Origin of the sequence: Agrobacterium tumefaciens, from assembly GCF_005221325.1 — a bacterium.
Classification (GTDB): domain Bacteria; phylum Pseudomonadota; class Alphaproteobacteria; order Rhizobiales; family Rhizobiaceae; genus Agrobacterium.
In genome coordinates, this window is sequence record NZ_CP039888.1 from 537,312 (window position 1) to 555,564 (window position 18,253).

Sequence of the window (18,253 nt, forward strand, 5' to 3'; positions counted from 1 at the left end):
GTCTGGCAAGCATGTAGGATCGTGCGCCGCCGGTGGCAAGCCAAAGCGTCATCATCAAGTCAGCTTGAAAATGAAATGAACCACGATGAAAGCAGCGACGCAAACCACCAGTTGATGCAGGATCATCGGGAACGTCAGCCGTGACCAATGTTTGCTCGAATCCGGCACGATGCGTTGCCAATGAAGGTAAGCAAGCTGGGTGCCGGATGTAACCGACAGCGCAAGCTCAATCATCTGCCAGTCCTTGGGAGAATCAAACAAAATCCCGACTTTGCGAGCGTAACCCGCAATAAAGGCAAGTGCGACGTAAAAAAAGGCAACGCCGCATATGAAGCGAAAGCTGGCGAGCTTGTTTTCTCTCATGCTTTTCAGTAATTGCTAAAACTATACTTTTATAGTATAGTTTTCTCGCCAAAAAGCAAGGCTCTCTGCTCAAGGAAGCGCATCATAACCTTCAGCAAAGCCCGAAAGCTCGATCGGAATGCCCACCCGGTCCTGATCGACGGATTCGCGCAGCGCAAAGACGGCGTTCTTGCCGGCGCGCAGCACTTTCAGCAGCTCGTCATCAATATCGACTTCCACATAGCAGCCTTCGGAGAAGCAGCGGGTGAAATAGGCGCGGCCGATATTGTTATTGTCGATGTAAAGTTCCATGCCATCCTTCAAAAGCACGCCGAGCGGCGCGAGGATGCGCAGGATACGCGACTTGCGGTCGGCGGTTTTCAGGATGACCACCGAAAGTCCCACTTCCGGGCGGTCGTCGGCGATCACGTTCTGCATCAGCGCGCATTGTTCTTCGGTTGCGCCTGCCGGCTTGTCGCAGATGACCGACCATGCGCCATGCGTCGACTTCGGCGTGCCGGGCGGCTGCTGTTGCGCCAGCGCCGCAGCGGCGGGGGCGATGATGGCAAGACCGGCGGCGGCAAGAAAAGTGCGCGCGAGCGGGGAAAGACGCATGGATACCTCTGGGATTCGAATCAGTGCGGCTATTTTGACGCCATAATCCGGAAAAAAAAGCCTAGAGCTTTCAATTCCAGCCGAGTTGGGCGGAAATAGGACCTGTCGGCCCGCATGGGCGTCCGATTTGCCCGGCGCGTCGTTCGTTATTCGCCGATCAAACCGGCTGGAAGATGGGGCTTTGTCGCATTTGGGCTGTTCGAAATCGCGCTCAGTGGGTCAGCTCGGACACAGGGTGCGGGAAAGTCGGCCGTGGATTGATCAATGGCAAAATTGGGGCGCATCCGTGTCCCGACGCATATTGCGGCAGAGGGCAAACTGTGGTTTGAAGTTAGTACCATTAGCATGGATTCTGCGTCTGTGATTGATCTAGATCAGACGCGTGAGGGAGAGGGTACCGTGAGGAATAGGATTTACGCAGCACTGGCGGGGATGACCTGTCTGCTCACGGCTGTCGGCGCCCACGCCGATCAGCCGGTGCATTGGCAAATGGGCATGCAGGAGGCCGCCACGCCGATCATGCACGAAATACGCTGGTTCGAACAATATACATTGTGGTTCATTGTTCCGGTCACGCTTTTCGTTCTTGCGCTGCTCATCATCGTTGCCGTGAAATTCCACGCCGCGAAAAACCCCGTTGCTTCCAAGACCAGCCATAATACGGCGATCGAGGTGGTGTGGACGCTGGCGCCGGTGCTCATTCTCCTGTTCCTCGCTTTCCCCTCGTTCAATCTTCTGAACGCACAGCTGACGCAGCCGGAAAACCCTGATCTGACGCTGAAGGCGACCGCCACGCAATGGCTGTGGAGCTATGAATACAAGGCCGCCGAGGGCGCCGAGCCGCTCTCCTTCGACAGCTATCTGCTGAAGGATCAGGACCGCGCTGCCGCCGGCAAAGAGGACAAGGCCCGCTATCCGCGTCTTCTCGCGGTCGACAATGAAATGGTCGTTCCCGTCGGCAAGACCGTTCGCCTTCTGGTGACGGCGGCCCCGACCGACGTCATCCACGCCTTCGCCATGCCCGCTTTCGGCGTCAAGATCGATGCCGTTCCGGGCCGTCTCAACGAAACATGGTTCAAGCCGGAGAAGGAAGGCCTGTATTACGGTCAATGTTCCGAGCTTTGCGGCAAGGACCACGCCTTCATGCCGATCGCCATTCGGGTGGTTTCCGAACAGCAGTACAACACCTGGCACGCCGCCGCCGCTTCTGACCTGAACGGCGCGAACCGGGCGCTGATGGCCTCCGTCGACGGCGCTCCGCGCACGGTTGACGTTGCCGCCAACGAAACCAACTGACGACTGGAGTGACGACAATGGCTGGACCTTCCGCACACGACGATCATCACTCGCATGGTCAATCCGCACATGAAGCGCACGCGCATGACGATCATTCGCATGATGCGCATCATTCCCATACGCCGGGCTTTTTCGCCCGCTGGTTCCTGTCCACCAACCACAAGGACATCGGCACGCTCTATTTGATCTTCGCCATCATGGCGGGCATCATCGGCGGCGGCCTGTCGGTCGTCATGCGCATGGAGTTGCAGGAGCCGGGCATCCAGATCTTCCACGGTCTGGCTTCCATGGTCTACGGCTTCGAGGGCGATGCCGCCATCGACGGCGGCAAGCACATGTTCAACGTGTTCACGACAGCGCACGCGCTCATCATGATCTTCTTCATGGTCATGCCGGCGATGATCGGCGGTTTTGCCAACTGGATGATCCCGATCATGATCGGCGCGCCTGACATGGCTTTCCCGCGCCTCAACAATATCTCCTTCTGGCTGATCGTTCCGGCCTTCATCCTGCTGCTCCTGTCGCTCTTCGTCGAAGGTCCGGCGGGTGCTTACGGCGTGGGCGGCGGCTGGACCATGTATCCGCCTCTGTCGACCAGCGGCATGCCCGGACCTGCGGTGGATCTGGCGATCTTCTCGCTGCACGTCGCCGGCGCATCCTCGATCCTCGGCGCCATCAACTTCATCACCACCATTCTCAACATGCGCGCTCCTGGCATGACGCTGCACAAGATGCCGCTGTTTGCCTGGTCGGTTCTGGTCACCGCATTTCTGCTGCTGCTGTCCCTGCCGGTTCTGGCGGGTGGCATCACCATGCTTCTGACCGACCGTAACTTCGGCACCGCGTTCTTCTCGCCGGAAGGCGGCGGCGATCCGATCCTCTACCAGCACCTGTTCTGGTTCTTCGGCCACCCGGAAGTGTACATCCTGATCCTGCCCGGATTCGGCATCATCAGCCACATCGTGTCCACCTTCTCCAAGAAGCCGGTCTTCGGTTATCTCGGCATGGCTTACGCCATGGTCGCCATCGGCGCCGTCGGCTTCATCGTCTGGGCCCACCACATGTATACGGTCGGCCTGTCGCTCGAGGCACAGCGCTACTTCGTTTTCGCCACCATGGTCATCGCGGTGCCGACGGGGATCAAGATCTTCTCATGGATCGCGACGATGTGGGGCGGTTCGCTGACCTTCTCGACCCCGATGGTCTGGGCAATCGGCTTCATCTTCCTGTTCACGGTCGGTGGCGTCACCGGCGTACAGCTCGCCAATGCCGGTCTCGACCGTTCGCTGCACGATACCTATTACGTCGTGGCCCACTTCCACTACGTGCTGTCGCTCGGCGCCGTCTTTGCGATCTTCGCCGGCTGGTACTATTGGTTCCCGAAGATCACCGGCTACATGTACAACGAGTTCATCGGCAAGCTGCATTTCTGGGTCATGTTCATCGGCGTGAACCTGATCTTCTTCCCGCAGCACTTCCTCGGTCTCGCCGGCATGCCGCGCCGCTACATCGATTATCCCGATGCCTATGCCGGCTGGAACCTGGTATCGTCCTACGGTTCCTATATCTCGGCGGTTGCCGTGGGCATCTTCCTCTTCGGCGTCTGGGAAGCCTTCGCCAAGAAGCGGATCGCCGGCAACAATCCCTGGGGTGAGGGCGCGACGACGCTCGAATGGCAGCTGTCTTCGCCGCCGCCTTACCACCAGTGGGAACAGCTTCCGCGCATTCGCTGATGCGCGGGCTGGAAGGCGCAGGCTCGGCCTGCGCATTCCAGCTGCTGAAAAAGAGGGACGGCGCGGTTGGGTCCGTGCCGTTTCCCGAACGGGCAGCTTCTCCTGCTGCGTGACATTTTGTCCAAGCGATGCTTTCCGTCCGACGTGATACATGCCCGGACATGATAAATGCCAAATCTGGCCTTTATGAAAAGCAAGCGCAGACGAATGGCGGCAGGGCGCGGCGATTGGCCGGCACATGATGACATCGGTTTAGGCCGGTGTCGCGCCTGCGAGGACGTTCGGGACCGATGAATTGACGCATCGCGCATGCCGGAAATCCCATTCGTTTTTCGGGCCGGTGCAAGGGGTGTCGTAGCAGGCGGCATCTGAAGGAAACAGGACAGGACATGACCGTTATCGACGATCGCGACATGATGGGCGCAGAAAGCTCCGAACTTTCGGAAGCCGGCGCACGCGATTATTTCGAGTTGCTGAAGCCGCGCGTCATGTCGCTCGTCGTCTTCATAGCCTTTGCCGGCCTCGTGCTGGCGCCGGGTGAAATCAACCCTATTCTCGGGCTTATTGCCATTCTCTGTATCGCCGTCGGCGCCGGTGCGTCGGGTGCGCTCAACATGTGGTACGATGCCGATATTGATGCCGTGATGAGCCGCACCGCCAAGCGGCCGATCCCGTCGGGCCGCATCGCGCCGCGCGAGGCGCTGGCCTTCGGCCTGACGCTGTCGGCCTTCTCGGTGGTCATCCTCGGGCTTGCGGTCAACTGGTTCTCGGCCGGCCTGCTTGCCTTCACCATCTTCTTTTACGCCGTCGTTTATACGATGTGGCTGAAGCGTTCGACGCCGCAGAACATCGTCATTGGCGGTGCTGCCGGCGCTTTCCCGCCCATGCTCGGCTGGGCCTGCGTTACAGGCGGCGTTTCGCTTGATAGCATCATCCTGTTCCTCATCATCTTTCTGTGGACACCGGCGCATTTCTGGGCGCTGGCGCTGTTCAAGATGCGCGATTACGGCTCTGTCGGCATTCCGATGATGCCGAATGTGGCGGGCGAGCGTTCCACCAAGAACCAGATGATCGTTTATGCGGTACTGACCGCGGCGGCGGCTGTTGCGCCTTATTTCACGGGTCTGGCGAGTGTCGGTTACGGTATTTTCGCCGCCGTGCTCAGCGCAATCTTCGTCTACTGTTCGTTCGATGTCCGGCGCATGCCTGAAGGCGACGAGAAGATGTTGCCCGCCAAGAAGATGTTCGCCTATTCGGTGCTTTATCTCTTCGCGATTTTCTCTGGCCTTCTGGCCGATCATTTCGCGCCGGCCATGAAGGCCGTGATTTCGGGAGTCCTTTAATGGAAACGGTGGAACTGAGCGCGGCGCAGAAAAAATCGAGACGCGGGCGCAATATTGCGCTTGGCGTCCTGCTCGCCGGTCTGGTGGTGCTGTTCTACGTCATCACCATCATCAAGATCGGCTCGCATTGACGGTCTGAGTATAGGAGAGGAGGGGAGGAGATGGCGAATATGGAAGCAGAAACAGCGCGGACCGGCTCGCAGCGGGTGAGCAACCGGTCGATCCTCGTGCTCTGTCTCGTATTTTTCTGCGCCATGATCGGCATGGCCTATGCCGCCGTGCCGTTATACAGCCTGTTCTGCCGCGTCACCGGTTACAACGGCACGACGCAGCGCGTGGAGCAATATTCCGACGTCATCCTCGACAAGACCATCAACGTCACTTTCGACGCTAATACATCGAATGGCCTCAACTGGGATTTCCGCCCGGTCGACAAGAAGGTCACGCCGAAGATCGGCGAAACGGTGAAGGTCACTTTCAAGGCTACGAACCGTTCACCCGTCGCAACCACCGGTACGGCGGTGTTCAACGTCACGCCGATGGAAGCGGGCGCCTATTTCAACAAGGTGGAGTGTTTCTGCTTCACCGAAACGACGCTGCAACCGGGCGAAACGCTGGAAATGCCGGTGGTGTTTTTCGTCGATCCCGACATCGCCACGGCGCGCGAAACCAAAAGCGTTCATACTTTAACGCTGTCCTATACGTTTTATCCGGCCAAAACCGAAAAACCGGTTGCGTCCTTGCCGGTAAAGACAGAATCTGGCGACAGCAAATTGTAAGAGGAGATCCGGGTCTTTGAGGGGGCCGGATCAGGGAAGAGATAGCAGGGGATTGTCGTAATGGCAGATACGCATCAGAAGAACCACGACTACCACATCATAGACCCGAGCCCGTGGCCGCTTCTGGCCTCGATCGGCGCCTTCGTCATGACCTTCGGCGGCGTCTGCTACATGCGTTACCTGTCGGGCGGCTCCTTCAAGCTGTTCGGTGCCGAAATGGCCAATCCCTGGCTGTTCTATATCGGTCTCGTTATCGTGCTCTACGTCATGTACGCGTGGTGGGCGGACACGATTAAGGAAGCCAATGAGGGCAGCCATACCCGCGTGGTTTCGCTGCATCTGCGTTACGGCATGATCATGTTCATCGCCTCCGAGGTGATGTTCTTTGTCGCCTGGTTCTGGGCCTATTTCGATGCCAGCCTCTTCCCGCATGAGGCCATCCAGGCGTCGCGCCTTGAATATACCGGCGGTCAATGGCCACCGAAGGGCATCGAGGTCATCGATCCCTGGCATCTGCCGCTCTACAATACTGTCATCCTGCTTCTCTCGGGCACCTGCGTCACCTGGGCGCACCACGCCCTGCTGCATAATGACCGCAAGGGCCTGATCTCGGGTCTGGCACTGACCGTCGCGCTCGGCGTCCTGTTCTCCACCGTGCAGGTCTACGAGTACATTCACGCACCATTCGACTTCAAGAATTCGATCTACGGCGCGACCTTCTTCATGGCCACCGGTTTCCACGGTTTCCATGTCTTCGTCGGCACGGTCTTCCTGCTGGTCTGCCTGTTCCGCGCCATCGCCGGCGGTTTCACGCCAAAGCAGCATTTCGGTTTCGAGGCGGCGGCCTGGTACTGGCACTTCGTTGACGTCGTCTGGCTGTTCCTGTTCTTCGCCATCTATATCTGGGGTGGCTGGGGCGCACCGCTGCACGGTTAACTTACGCCGTGTAGCCACCACATTGCTTCTCAGTCGAGCGAGCGCCACGTATTTCTTCTCCCCGCCCGGGGAGAAGAAACAAGGTGCAATCACGAGAGCATATGCGACTGCCCGAAGCTCTACGTACTCTTTGAGGTTTTTGCCAGCGGGAGCGGGAGGTCCTCATGTCTGAAACACCAAACGGCAATTTCGCTCCTGTCGATCCCATCAAGGTGGGCTTGAAAGGCTGCTGCCCCCGTTGCGGCAATGGCCGGCTGTTCGATGGTTTTTTGACACCGAAACCCGCCTGCAGCGCCTGCGGGCTGGATTACGGCTTTGCCGATGCGGGTGATGGCCCGGCCGTTTTCGTCATGCTGATCGTCGGTTTTCTGGTCGTCGGGCTGGCGCTCTGGGTTGATCAGCGTTTTGCCCCGCCCGTCTGGGTGCATGTCATGCTCTGGTTGCCGTTTACGGTGATTGTCTCCCTCGTGCTGCTGCGCAAGCTGAAAGGGATCATGATTGCGCTGCAATACCGCAACAATGCAAGCGAAGGCAGGCTTGATCGTGAATGACGTTTCCCACATGAAGGCGGCGGAACGGCGGGTCTGGTTCGCCGCGCCGCTGGTGCTGCTGGCGCTTGCCATCCTTCTCGGACTCGGCACCTGGCAGGTGAAACGGCTCTACTGGAAAGAGGCCCTGATGGCCGACATCGAGGAGCGGCGGAACGCAAGCCCGGTCACACTCTCCGATATCGAGGCCATCGCGAAAAGCGGCGGCGAGATAGAATACCGCAAGGTCAGGCTATCAGGCACTTTCGATCACACGCGCGAGCGGCATTTCTTCGCCACCCATAAGGGCCAGACCGGTTATTATATCTATACGCCCCTGACGCTCGCCGATGGCCGCATCCTTTTCGTCAATCGCGGCTTCGTGCCCTTCGAGATGAAGGACCCGGCCAAACGGCCCGATGGCCAGGTGAGCGGTGAGGTGACGATAACCGGGCTGGCGCGTGCGCCGCTGGTTGCAAAGCCGTCCTCGCTGTTGCCGGACAATGATATCGCCAAGAATATCTTCTATTGGAAGGATCTGGCGGCGATGGCGTCCAGCGCCGAAGTCCCGTCCGACCGGCTGGTCAAACTCTTCGTGGATGCCGACAATGCGCCCAATCCCGGCGGCTGGCCGCAGGGCGGTGTGACGCTGATAGATTTGCCCAACAATCACCTGCAATATGCGATAACGTGGTATGGTCTGGCGGCGGCCCTTGTCATCGTCGTCGGTTTTGCCTATTTCCGGAACGGTAAGGCGCAGGGTGACTGAAGAGCGCGCCGTCCAGTAGGGCGGTTTATCGGGCAAGACTACGGTGCTGGCCAAGGAGCACGCCAAGGAGCTGGAATGAACATCGCCGTTTCCAAACCCCCTTTGACGATAAGGCTGTGCGGACCGCGCGGCTTTTGTGCGGGCGTGGACCGGGCGATTCAGATCGTCGTGCTGGCGTTGAAGGCCTATGGCGCGCCGGTCTATGTCCGCCATGAAATCGTGCATAATCGGTATGTCGTTGAAGGGCTGGAAGCCAAAGGCGCGATTTTCGTCGAGGAATTGCATGAAATCCCGGCCGAGCATCGCGAGCAGCCGGTGGTCTTTTCCGCCCATGGCGTGCCGAAATCCGTGCCTGAAGATGCGCAGGCGCGTAACCTGTTTTATCTCGACGCGACTTGCCCGCTGGTTTCCAAGGTCCATAAGCAGGCCATGCGCCACCAGCGCCTCGGCCGCCATGTGGTGCTGATCGGCCATGCCGGTCACCCCGAGGTCATCGGCACCATGGGCCAGCTGCCCGAAGGCACGGTCTCGCTGGTCGAGACGGTGGAAGATGCGGGCGTTTATGAACCGGTCGACCGTGAAAATCTCGGTTTCGTCACCCAGACGACGCTTTCGGTCGATGATACCGCCGGCGTCATCGCCAGGCTTCAGGAACGTTTCCCGGCCATTCAGGCGCCCGCCGCCGACAGCATCTGTTACGCAACCACAAACCGTCAGGATGCGGTGAAGCAGGCGGCCCCCGGCTGCGACCTCTTCATCGTCGTTGGCGCCCCCAATTCTTCCAATTCCAAGCGGCTGGTGGAAGTGGCGCTGCGGGCCGGCGCCAAGCACTCGGTGCTGGTGCAGCGGGCCTCGGAAATCGACTGGGACGAAATCGGCGATATCCGCACGGTCGGCCTTTCAGCCGGTGCTTCGGCGCCGGAAGTCATCGTTGATGAGATCATCGAGGCCTTCAAGGCGCGTTTCGATACCACGCTCGATCTCGCCGTGACGGTTGAGGAAACGGAACATTTCCTCGTCAACCGCGAACTGCGCAGCATCGAACTGACGACGGATGATATGGCTTTCGTGAACGGCAATGCCAGCAATGCGCTGCCGCCCAAAGCTGTCGTCGGTATCTGAAGCGGGATGAGGCCGGGTGTGGGGCATTCCCACGCGTCATCCTCCCCCGAGATTTTCATTCCATCCTTCATCAAGAGATTTAAAGTTGGCAGTTTATACGGATATCACCGAAGATGATCTGAGGAATTTCCTCACGCAATATGACGTCGGCAACCTCACTTCCTATAAGGGTATTGCCGAAGGCGTCGAAAACTCCAATTTCCTGCTGCACACCACCAAGGACCCGCTGATCCTGACGCTTTATGAAAAGCGTGTGGAAAAAAACGATCTGCCTTTTTTCCTCGGCCTCATGCAGCATCTGGCCGCCAAGGGCCTGTCCTGCCCCTTGCCGCTGCCGCGCAAGGATGGCGAATTGCTGGGCGAATTGTCGGGTCGGCCGGCGGCGCTCATTTCCTTCCTTGAAGGCATGTGGCTGAGAAAGCCGGAAGCGAAACATTGCCGGGAAGTCGGCAAGGCGCTGGCCGCCATGCATCTGGCGGGCGAGGGGTTCGAAATCAAACGGCCGAATGCGCTTTCCGTCGAGGGCTGGAAGGTGTTGTGGGACAAGTCCGAAGCCCGCGCCGACGAGGTGGAGAAGGGCCTGAAAGACGAGATTCGCCCGGAGATCGATTATCTCGCCGCCCATTGGCCGAAAGATTTGCCGGCCGGCGTCATCCATGCCGATCTGTTCCAGGACAACGTGTTCTTCCTTGGCGATGAACTGTCCGGCCTGATCGATTTTTATTTCGCCTGCAACGACCTGCTAGCTTATGACGTGTCGATCTGCCTCAATGCCTGGTGCTTCGAAAAGGATGGCGCTTATAACGTCACCAAGGGCAAGGCGCTGCTGGAAGGCTATCAGTCCGTACGGCCGCTGAGCGGAGCGGAGCTGGAAGTGCTGCCGCTTCTGGCGCGCGGTTCGGCGCTGCGTTTCTTCCTGACCCGGCTTTACGACTGGCTGACGACGCCGGCCGGCGCGCTGGTCGTCAAGAAAGACCCGCTGGAATATCTGCGCAAGCTGCGGTTCCACCGCACGATCGCCAATGTCGCCGAATATGGGTTGGCGGGCGAATGAAGCATGTCGACATTTTCACCGATGGCGCCTGCTCCGGCAATCCCGGGCCGGGTGGCTGGGGCGCCGTGCTGCGTTATGGCGAGGTGGAGAAGGAACTCTCCGGCGGCGAGGCCGAGACCACCAATAACCGCATGGAACTGCTGGCGGCGATCTCGGCGCTCAACGCGTTGAAAAGCCCCTGCGAGGTCGATCTTTATACCGACAGCGCCTATGTGAAGGACGGCATCACCAAGTGGATTTTCGGCTGGAAAAAGAAGGGCTGGAAAACCGCCGATAACAAGCCGGTCAAGAATGTCGAGCTGTGGCAGGCGCTGGAGGCGGCGCAGGAGCGCCACAAGGTCACCCTGCATTGGGTGAAGGGCCATGCCGGCCACCCCGAAAACGAGCGCGCCGACGAACTGGCGCGCAAGGGCATGGAGCCCTTCAAACGCCGGTAACGCAAGCCTGCTTTATTCCGGGTATGACTGGCCCCAAGTGGGCCGACGCTCAATCCCGATTTGGGGCCGATTGGGCCCGATTGGGGGTTGTGAAAACGGAAACCCGACTTATCTTGTCGTCAAACAGCTTGGACGGCGTTCCAGCGGAGGAGACATTCGGATGATCCTGCATTGTGTATTTCTACGCTTCAAGGCTGCGACGGCATCCTCTGAAAAACACGCTGTTTTCGAGGCGATTGCGGCCCTGAAGGACGAGATACCGGGGATCGTGGACGTGAAATACGGCCAGAACATCTCGCCCGAAGGCCTGAATGGCGGTTTCGTTGACGGTTTTATCGTCACGCTGGAAAGCCCCGAAGCCCGCGATGACTACCTTGCCCATCCCAAGCACATGGAAGTCGGGGAACGCCTCGTCTCGCTGACCGATGGCGGCCTTGCCGGGCTTCTGGTGTTCGACATGAATGTATAAAGGGAAGCAACCGGTCAGAAGGTGATCTTCCAGCCGGTCCGAACCCATAGGTTGGGATCGTCACCCTCTGTGGTGACATTGAGGTTCAGCGACGCCGTCCCGCCCGCCATATCGAATTCCGCGCCAAGGCCTGCACGCAGCCAGAAGCGGTCAATATCTTGCCCGGCGAAAGAAAATCCCATCAGCCCGTCAATGGCGCCCGTCGTCGCTGCCGTCTTCTTTTCCAGCCGATAGGCCGCCTCGGCTCGTGCCATGAGGCGGATGGAGTCGCTGAGATCGGTAACGCCATCGAGACCGGCGCGAATGATGGTGGATTGCTCGCCGCTCGCATCGAAAATGGCCGGAAACGCGCCGCCGGTCTCCGCATAAGCGCCCATCTCGGCTTTGGCATAGGTCACCCCTGCATAAGGCGTCAGGTTCCATCCGCTGATTGAGAGCGCGTCCAGCCAGTCGAACCGCAGTTTCGCCGCCCAGACATTGAGATCGGTTTCCCCCCGCGAATAATCCACGCTCGATCGACATCCTGCCGGTTGCATAATAGCCGCCAATGGTGGCATGAAGCCCGCCGGTGAGCGGCAGGCTGATCTCGGGCGCGATGTAGAAGCCCCTGTGAATGAAGTCGCCGCCGGTATCGATATCGCGTTGGTCGTAAAGGCCGCCGAAGGCGATACGCGCCGTCGTTCCACCTTCGAGCCCGATGCCATAACCGATATCGGCAATGCCGAAACCGCCGGCTGTGCCATATCCATCATTATAGCCGATATCGCTGACGACGGAGAAAGATTGCCGGCCCGGCTCCAGCAGGCTGTGCATGGGCGCGCCATGGGCGCCGTCAAGAACAGTATTGGCAATGGTGAGGCCGATACCGGTATGCGGCTTGGCTGCCAGCGTCCGGGCATATTGATCGAGATCGATGATGCCGGAACGCGCGGGAAGGACGGAATGGCCAGTCGTGGGGGCCGAACCGGGTGGGGAAACAGAAGATGCGTTAGATGCAGGAGGTGCCGTGGTTGCGGGAGATGTGGAGGCAGCGGAAGAGCCGGAGGGCGGGGCGGACGTTGAGGATGTAGATGACGCAGACGATGAAGAAGACGCTGAAGTGCCGGAAGATGTCGAAGGAGTGGTCGAGGTGCCTGACCCACTGGTGAGGTCGATCCCTCGCGGCTGTCTGCCGCCGTTACCCGGATTTCCGGATGTCACCGCATCCACGTCGTCCAATGTGGTGCGCGGCTGCGATGTGCCGGGGTCCGCAAGCACGATACGGGCGATGTAAGGCGTGTTGTTTTTCGTTTGGCCGACAATGATATTGCCGTCGGCACTGACGCCGGTGGCGTTGTGGGTGAAATCGGCGGCGACGGTGACGCCGTTGCTGCGCAGCCAGTCCTCGACGGAAACCATGCCCGTCGTCTCCGTCCAGCGGAAGCCGCGCTGCCTGCTGCCGGCCTGCGAAGCGCCGACGATCACCGAACCGTCGGCGTTCATGGCATACGGGCTGGACCCGCCACTGCCGCCAATCGAGCCGAGTGGCTGCATCACGCCGGTGGTTGCGTTCCAGCGAAAGCCGTGCCATTCGTCCACGGCAAACATCGCATCGCCTCCGAACGAAATATCGTCTATGAAAGACGGGAAAGACGATGAGGTGTCGCCATCGCCCATCCTGTCCTCCAGTTCCTCGAAAGGGATAAAAACGAGGAATCTAGACTCTGCTGCGACAATGGAGCCATCGGCGCTGACGGCGACGGCACGCGCATCGGATGAACCGGGAAGTGTTCCGATGTTCTGTGTAGCGCCGGTCGTTGCGGTCCAGCGGAAAGCATTGATATTGGTTGTCGTATGATATTCACCGACGACGACCGAACCATCGGCATTGACGCCATTGGCGATGGAGGATTTTGAATCGGAGGGCATGTCGAGCGCCGTCATGATGCCTGTCGTTGCCGACCAGCGAAACGCTTTCTGCGTCTCGATTGCCCCCGACCCGCCGACAACGACGGAACCATCGTCACTGACGTCCTTCGCCGTGGATTGGCGGTCGCCACTGAGTGTGCCGAGATTCCATACCCCCGTTGACGCGCTCCAGCGAAAAGCCTGACCGCTGCTCAGGGTCCCGACAAAGACCGAGCCATCGGAATTCACTTTCTCGGCGCGGCCTCGGCCTGCACCGGTCATGTCATCGACATAAAAAAGGCCGCCCGTCGCAACATCCCAACGGAAGGATCGTGGTCCACTGTTGGTGCTTGAATATCCGACGGCGACAGAACCGTTGGCGCTGATGTCGTTGACGACGAAACTTCCCGTCTCACCCAGCCGTCGTACATAGGGATAATCTTGCGGATCGCCGGCATTTGCCGTCTCGCTCCATCCGGCTGTCATCAATATTGCGATCAGACCGGAAAAATATCCCGAAAGAGCGATAGCACTGGCCGGAAGAGATTGGGCAACACTTTGTGCAAATGCCCTCAAGTCGGCATCACCACGACAGTTATTTTTGCGCGCAAATATGCATTGATGTGCAAAAAAACGATTTCTCCGGGTCAGGTCGCCAGGTCTAGGGCTGAAAAAAGGGGTCGGCCTGTGCCGTTTCTCAGGCATGGTTGTTCCGCGCCACCGGTGCAGTAATCCTTCGCATCAACACCCCTGGGGATTTTTATCTACGTGATGCAGGTGGATATTGGAGCAATTGTAATGCGCATCAGCTCAGATATTTGAATATAATAAAAGCAGAATATTCGTATAAACTAAAATTACGCATGTAAATATTTGCTTTTTCCAAGTATAATTTTTATGCGTAGCGCACGATTCGTCAAGGCCCGCGAAGGATAAGTTCGCGGGCCTGCTTAATATTTGATGTATGAAGTTGTGTATCTAAGAATAAGCTTCTTAAAGCTGCTCAATCATCGCCGCCGCGGCCGAAACCGTCGCCTGGCCGGGGTTTTCTTCGACGTTGAGCGACTTCACCACGCCGTCTTCAACCAGCATGGAATAACGCTTGGAACGGACGCCGAGACCGCCGCCGGAAAGGTCGGCATCAAGGCCGAGCGCCTTGGTGAAGGAGGCGTCCCAGTCGGCGAGGAAGTGGATTTTGCCCTGGCCGCCTGACGATTGCGCCCAGGCGCCCATCACATGCCAGTCATTGACGGAGATGACGGCGATGTCATCCACGCCCTTGGAAAGAATGGCGTCGCGGTTTTCGAGATAGCCCGGCAGATGGTTCAGCGAGCAGGTGGGGGTGAATGCGCCGGGAACGGCAAAGAGAACCACCTTCTTGCCGCCGAAAAGCGCGTCCGTGGTGGTTTCCACCGGGCCATCGGCCGTCTTTTCCTTGAAGGTTGCGGAAGGCAGTTTTTCGCCGATCTTGATGGTCATATCCGTGCTCCTGTGGCCGTTCGGTTCGCGCGAACTATAGAGCACGGAAATGAAATCTGTCATGCGGTTTTCGAGGTAAATTCCAGAGGTGGAACACCCGCTCCGCGACGACCGAACAAACGCTCAGGGCTTTGGAAAATTCAGCACCGTTTCCATCGCCCGGTCGCCGGATTTGACCAGGATGGGCCAGCTGTTACCCTGCACCTGATAGGTTTTCGGCAGGCCCTTGATGTTCATGTAGAAGGAGAGCTTGCGCTTGTCGCGCACCAGGTTCTGCGGCTCGTAATAGGCAAAACCGGAAGGGCCGGCGATGAAGATCTCGGTCTCCTTGGGCGCATTTTCCGGAAGCTGCAGCTGCACGCCGAGCATGGTCTTGTCGGGCGTGATGTGGAAATCGATGACCTTGAAATCGTCGGAGGCCGCTTCGGGCAGGGTCTCGCGTGCCTCTTCGAGAAGGCGGCGTTCCTCGCTGTCATCATCAGCAGCGGCATTGCCGCGGCTGATGGAAAATTTCGCCTCGAAGGGAATGCAGATATTCTGGCACACGCCGATGAAGGCGGTGAAATCGATCGTCCCGCTCGCCGCCGGATCGGCGGCCTTCAGCTGGAAGGGAAGGCTGACGGCGTGGTCATAACCGATATCGGTGATGTCACCGTTTTCGATCAGTTTCGGGACCGGATAGGCCATGGTGATCAGGCTGACGCCGCTCGCCGGATCGGGCGTGATCTGCGGCGGGATGCCCGCTTCGCCCGGTTCGCGCCAATAGGTTATCCAGCCGTCCTTCGGCTCGATCTGCAACACGCCGCGCACCACGCCGTCCGCATCCATGGCAAGGCTCGCCACCCGCATCTGGCCGCCTTCGCTTCTCGCCCAGTCGGTAATTTCGGCCCGGGCGGCTTGTGCGCCGCCGAGGAGGACGGCAAATGCGGCCGCAAGGCGAAGATGTGAAAATCGAAAGAATATCCTGACGCTCATGCTTCCCGTCTAACCCAACATGGCCCGGCGGACCAGTTACGAATTCGTGGGGTTCATCATTTTCGGTTGATTGATCGGGCGCTATGCCGCATCCTGTACCTTGTCGAAGTGCGAACACCGTTTTTCGTTCAATGACGAAATTCGGTCTGCTGGAGGCGCCGGTGAGCTTTTCAACCCTGATGGATAAACGCGAACGTGGCTTTCTCGATGGTCAGTTCCTCATGGCGATGCCGGGGCTGGACGACGGCAATTTTGCCCGTGCGGTGATCTATATCTGCGCCCATTCGGATGCCGGCGCCATGGGTTTCATCATCAACCGCCCGCAACAGATCACCTTCACGGACATTCTGCTGCATCTGAAACTGGTGGACAGCAACGACGCCATCATGCTGCCCAACCGCACCCGCGAATTTCCGATCCAGTGCGGCGGCCCGGTCGAATCCGGCCGCGGTTTCGTGCTGCATTCGGATGATTACTTAAGCGAATCCAGCATTCCGGTCAGCGATGATATTTCGCTGACGGCTACGCTCGATATCGTCCGTGCCATCTCCAATGGTCGCGGCCCGCAAAAGGCGACCATGATGCTCGGTTATGCCGGCTGGGGTCCGGGCCAGCTGGAAAACGAAATCGCCAATAATGGCTGGCTGAATTGCCCGGCCGCAGAAGAGCTGATCTTTGACCGGGGCCTGGACAATAAATATGAGCGGGCGCTGGCTCTGATGGGTGTGGATGCCCGCATGCTCTCCACGGATGCCGGGCACGCCTGAGCCCCTCTTGTTCGCGGCGGTTTTTTGCTGGAACCAAATCCTGATCACTGACGTTACTCACCCGGAAAGCCGGACAGACAGTACGGCTCAACTAGGGAGCAGTAATATGGGTAGCACATCTGACAAGATCGCCGGTAAGGCCAATGAAGTTGCTGGTAAGGTGAAGAAGAACGTCGGCGAAGCGACCGGTAACAATGAATTGCGAGCCAAGGGTGCCGCCCAGGAAACGAAGGGCAAGGTGCAGACCTCTGTTGGCAAGGCGAAGGATGCCGTCAAAGGCGCCGTTGACCGCATGTAATATTGCATGAAGTGATGCGCCCCTCCCACAGCAGGGCGCGTGGAGCGCATGTGTTCTCGCACATGCGCTCTTGTCGTGTATGGGCCAAGGTGACCGGGCGTCACGCCGTCACTTCCGCATTTTATGTCTGCCTTTCCTCCACCCGTTCCATCGCAAGGGTTTCACCCATGAAGCTTTTCTCCTGCGCAGCCTGCGGCCAGCCCGTTCATTTCGACAATCGCTTTTGTGTCTCCTGCGGCCATCGGCTGGCCTTCGTGCCGGAACGGCTTTCCATGGAAGCGCTGGCGCCTGCGGGTGAACCCAACTGGCAGATCGTCGCGGAGCCGGAAAGACAGGTGCGGTTTTGCGCCAATGAGGTGAATGATATCTGCAACTGGTCGGTGCCGGCGGAAAGCGCCAGCGCCTTTTGCCCGGCCTGCAGCCACAATCGTCTTGTGCCCGACATCGCGACGGAGCAGGGGATTGAGCAGTGGCGCCGCATCAGCCAGGCGCAGCGGCATCTGTTTTATTCGATCCTGAAGCTTGGCCTGCCGCATCCCAACCGCGATGCTGATCCCGCCGGCGGTCTCGTTTTCGACTTTCTGGTGGATGAGGTCGCACCTGACGGTTCCGTCATTCCCGCCATGACCGGTCACGATGAAGGCCTGATCGCCATCCGCGCCGCCGAGGCTGATGATGCGACGCGCGAACAGGTGCGCGCCAATATGAATGAGCCCTACCGTACCATGCTCGGCCATTTCCGCCACGAGGTCGGGCACTTCATCTGGAACAAGCTGGTGCGCGACGCGAACCGGCTGGAAGCGTGCCGCGCCGTCTTTGGCGACGAGCGCGAGGATTACGGCGCTGCCCTGCAACGTAATTACGATGGCGGGCCAAGCCCCGACTGGCAGGAGAATTTCATCAGCTCCTATGCGTCGGTCCACCCATGGGAGGATTTCGCCGAATGTTTCGCCCATTATCTGCATATCGTCGATACGCTGGAGACGGCGCGCGCCTTCGGCGTGGCGATCGATCCGGATGGGCACGAGGAAATGGCGGCGGAGGTAACTTTCGACCCTTACAATGCCCGCAGTGCCGCGCAGCTGGTCAAGGCGTGGATCCCACTCAGCGTCGCCATCAATTCCATTCAGCGCAGCATGGGGGAGGCGGACCTTTATCCCTTCGTGCTGACGCCGCCGGTGGTGGCGAAGATGGAGTTCGTTCACGACCTGCTGCATGGGAAGGTGGCGGTGGATGCGCCGCAGGCGGCGATGGGTCGGTGAACATGGATATCAGGGTTGAAAACCTGAAACTTTTTGGGGGCCAATTACCCCCTCCTTCGTCATCCTCGGGCCTGTCCCGAGGATCTGCAACCGATTGATTTTATTCGACGTGATTAGATCCTCGGCACAGGGCCGAGGATGACGTCGCGTTTGGGGCGAGGGA

Annotated in this window: 22 protein-coding genes; 17 read left to right on the forward strand and 5 right to left on the reverse strand. The window is 59.0% G+C overall.

Features of this window, described 5'->3' with window-relative positions; translation table 11 throughout:
* Positions 1–54: 54 nt before the first annotated feature.
* Positions 55–363, reverse strand: a complete 309-nt coding sequence (locus tag CFBP5499_RS02815) for a hypothetical protein (RefSeq protein ID WP_080825738.1) — start codon at positions 361–363, stop codon at positions 55–57.
* A 69-nt stretch (positions 364–432) separates the two neighbouring features.
* Positions 433–957 (reverse strand): invasion associated locus B family protein, encoded by a 525-nt coding sequence (locus CFBP5499_RS02820; RefSeq protein WP_080825736.1) that lies wholly within the window; start codon positions 955–957, stop codon positions 433–435.
* Between the two features lie 432 nt (positions 958–1,389).
* On the opposite strand from CFBP5499_RS02820, the gene coxB reads away from it, so the two are divergent.
* The 12 genes from coxB (at position 1,390) to CFBP5499_RS02880 (ending at position 11,422) form a co-directional block, all read left to right on the forward strand.
* Complete coding sequence (gene coxB / locus CFBP5499_RS02825) at positions 1,390–2,253, forward strand: cytochrome c oxidase subunit II (protein ID WP_010971135.1); 864 nt, start codon at positions 1,390–1,392, stop codon at positions 2,251–2,253.
* A gap of 17 nt (positions 2,254–2,270) precedes the next feature.
* Positions 2,271–3,986, forward strand: coding sequence for a cytochrome c oxidase subunit I (gene ctaD / locus CFBP5499_RS02830; protein WP_080825734.1), 1,716 nt, complete (start codon positions 2,271–2,273; stop codon positions 3,984–3,986).
* A gap of 389 nt (positions 3,987–4,375) precedes the next feature.
* Positions 4,376–5,329: a heme o synthase gene (locus CFBP5499_RS02835; protein ID WP_080825732.1), complete on the forward strand. Its 954-nt coding sequence runs from the start codon at positions 4,376–4,378 to the stop codon at positions 5,327–5,329.
* Positions 5,329–5,460, forward strand: a complete 132-nt coding sequence (locus tag CFBP5499_RS30760; RefSeq protein ID WP_003509137.1) for a hypothetical protein — start codon at positions 5,329–5,331, stop codon at positions 5,458–5,460. Before CFBP5499_RS02835 ends, CFBP5499_RS30760 begins: the two co-directional genes overlap by 1 nt.
* 30 nt (positions 5,461–5,490) lie before the next feature.
* The gene (locus CFBP5499_RS02845) at positions 5,491–6,108 is read left to right on the forward strand and encodes a cytochrome c oxidase assembly protein (protein WP_080825730.1); all 618 of its coding nucleotides are present in this window, start codon (positions 5,491–5,493) and stop codon (positions 6,106–6,108) included.
* A gap of 60 nt (positions 6,109–6,168) precedes the next feature.
* A complete protein-coding gene (locus CFBP5499_RS02850; RefSeq protein ID WP_080825728.1) occupies positions 6,169–7,044 on the forward strand; it encodes a cytochrome c oxidase subunit 3 in 876 nt (291 codons plus the stop codon).
* A 164-nt stretch (positions 7,045–7,208) separates the two neighbouring features.
* A complete protein-coding gene (locus CFBP5499_RS02855; RefSeq protein ID WP_080825725.1) occupies positions 7,209–7,595 on the forward strand; it encodes a DUF983 domain-containing protein in 387 nt (128 codons plus the stop codon).
* A 10-nt stretch (positions 7,596–7,605) separates the two neighbouring features.
* On the forward strand, positions 7,606–8,340 hold the full coding sequence (locus CFBP5499_RS02860) for an SURF1 family protein (RefSeq protein WP_080827441.1): 735 nt from the start codon (positions 7,606–7,608) through the stop codon (positions 8,338–8,340).
* Between the two features lie 75 nt (positions 8,341–8,415).
* Positions 8,416–9,462, forward strand: coding sequence for a 4-hydroxy-3-methylbut-2-enyl diphosphate reductase (gene ispH / locus CFBP5499_RS02865; protein WP_080825722.1), 1,047 nt, complete (start codon positions 8,416–8,418; stop codon positions 9,460–9,462).
* Positions 9,463–9,547: 85 nt separating this feature from the next.
* Positions 9,548–10,516: a homoserine kinase gene (locus tag CFBP5499_RS02870; RefSeq protein ID WP_080825720.1), complete on the forward strand. Its 969-nt coding sequence runs from the start codon at positions 9,548–9,550 to the stop codon at positions 10,514–10,516.
* Positions 10,513–10,953 (forward strand): ribonuclease HI, encoded by a 441-nt coding sequence (gene rnhA, locus CFBP5499_RS02875; protein ID WP_003494262.1) that lies wholly within the window; start codon positions 10,513–10,515, stop codon positions 10,951–10,953. The genes CFBP5499_RS02870 and rnhA overlap by 4 nt, the downstream gene beginning before the upstream one ends.
* Before the next feature lie 160 nt (positions 10,954–11,113).
* The gene (locus CFBP5499_RS02880; protein ID WP_080825718.1) at positions 11,114–11,422 is read left to right on the forward strand and encodes a Dabb family protein; all 309 of its coding nucleotides are present in this window, start codon (positions 11,114–11,116) and stop codon (positions 11,420–11,422) included.
* 14 nt (positions 11,423–11,436) lie between these two features.
* Here CFBP5499_RS02880 and CFBP5499_RS30835 read toward each other — a convergent pair whose 3' ends face one another.
* Positions 11,437–12,321 (reverse strand): autotransporter outer membrane beta-barrel domain-containing protein, encoded by an 885-nt coding sequence (locus CFBP5499_RS30835; RefSeq protein WP_336470678.1) that lies wholly within the window; start codon positions 12,319–12,321, stop codon positions 11,437–11,439.
* Positions 12,322–12,428: 107 nt separating this feature from the next.
* On the opposite strand from CFBP5499_RS30835, the gene CFBP5499_RS30435 reads away from it, so the two are divergent.
* Together CFBP5499_RS30435 and CFBP5499_RS30440 are read left to right on the forward strand one after the other, a co-directional pair.
* The gene (locus CFBP5499_RS30435) at positions 12,429–12,695 is read left to right on the forward strand and encodes a hypothetical protein (protein ID WP_233284169.1); all 267 of its coding nucleotides are present in this window, start codon (positions 12,429–12,431) and stop codon (positions 12,693–12,695) included.
* A 3-nt stretch (positions 12,696–12,698) separates the two neighbouring features.
* The gene (locus CFBP5499_RS30440) at positions 12,699–13,259 is read left to right on the forward strand and encodes a hypothetical protein (RefSeq protein ID WP_233284170.1); all 561 of its coding nucleotides are present in this window, start codon (positions 12,699–12,701) and stop codon (positions 13,257–13,259) included.
* 1,043 nt (positions 13,260–14,302) lie between these two features.
* Here the strand turns inward: CFBP5499_RS30440 and CFBP5499_RS02890 are convergent.
* Together CFBP5499_RS02890 and CFBP5499_RS02895 are read right to left on the reverse strand one after the other, a co-directional pair.
* Positions 14,303–14,788 carry a peroxiredoxin gene (locus CFBP5499_RS02890; RefSeq protein WP_080827440.1) on the reverse strand — a complete coding sequence of 162 codons (486 nt, stop codon included), beginning with the start codon at positions 14,786–14,788 and terminating at the stop codon, positions 14,303–14,305.
* A 123-nt stretch (positions 14,789–14,911) separates the two neighbouring features.
* Positions 14,912–15,763 carry a protein-disulfide reductase DsbD domain-containing protein gene (locus tag CFBP5499_RS02895; RefSeq protein WP_080825716.1) on the reverse strand — a complete coding sequence of 284 codons (852 nt, stop codon included), beginning with the start codon at positions 15,761–15,763 and terminating at the stop codon, positions 14,912–14,914.
* A 161-nt stretch (positions 15,764–15,924) separates the two neighbouring features.
* Here CFBP5499_RS02895 and CFBP5499_RS02900 point away from each other — a divergent pair, with 161 nt between their 5' ends.
* From CFBP5499_RS02900 to CFBP5499_RS02910, 3 genes are all read left to right on the forward strand, one after another.
* A complete protein-coding gene (locus tag CFBP5499_RS02900) occupies positions 15,925–16,530 on the forward strand; it encodes a YqgE/AlgH family protein (protein ID WP_080827439.1) in 606 nt (201 codons plus the stop codon).
* 106 nt (positions 16,531–16,636) lie between these two features.
* Entirely contained in the window at positions 16,637–16,828 is a 192-nt protein-coding gene (locus tag CFBP5499_RS02905) for a CsbD family protein (RefSeq protein WP_080825714.1), read from the forward strand.
* Positions 16,829–16,995: 167 nt separating this feature from the next.
* Positions 16,996–18,090, forward strand: a complete 1,095-nt coding sequence (locus CFBP5499_RS02910; protein ID WP_080825713.1) for a zinc-binding metallopeptidase family protein — start codon at positions 16,996–16,998, stop codon at positions 18,088–18,090.
* The last annotated feature ends 163 nt before the right edge of the window (positions 18,091–18,253 follow it).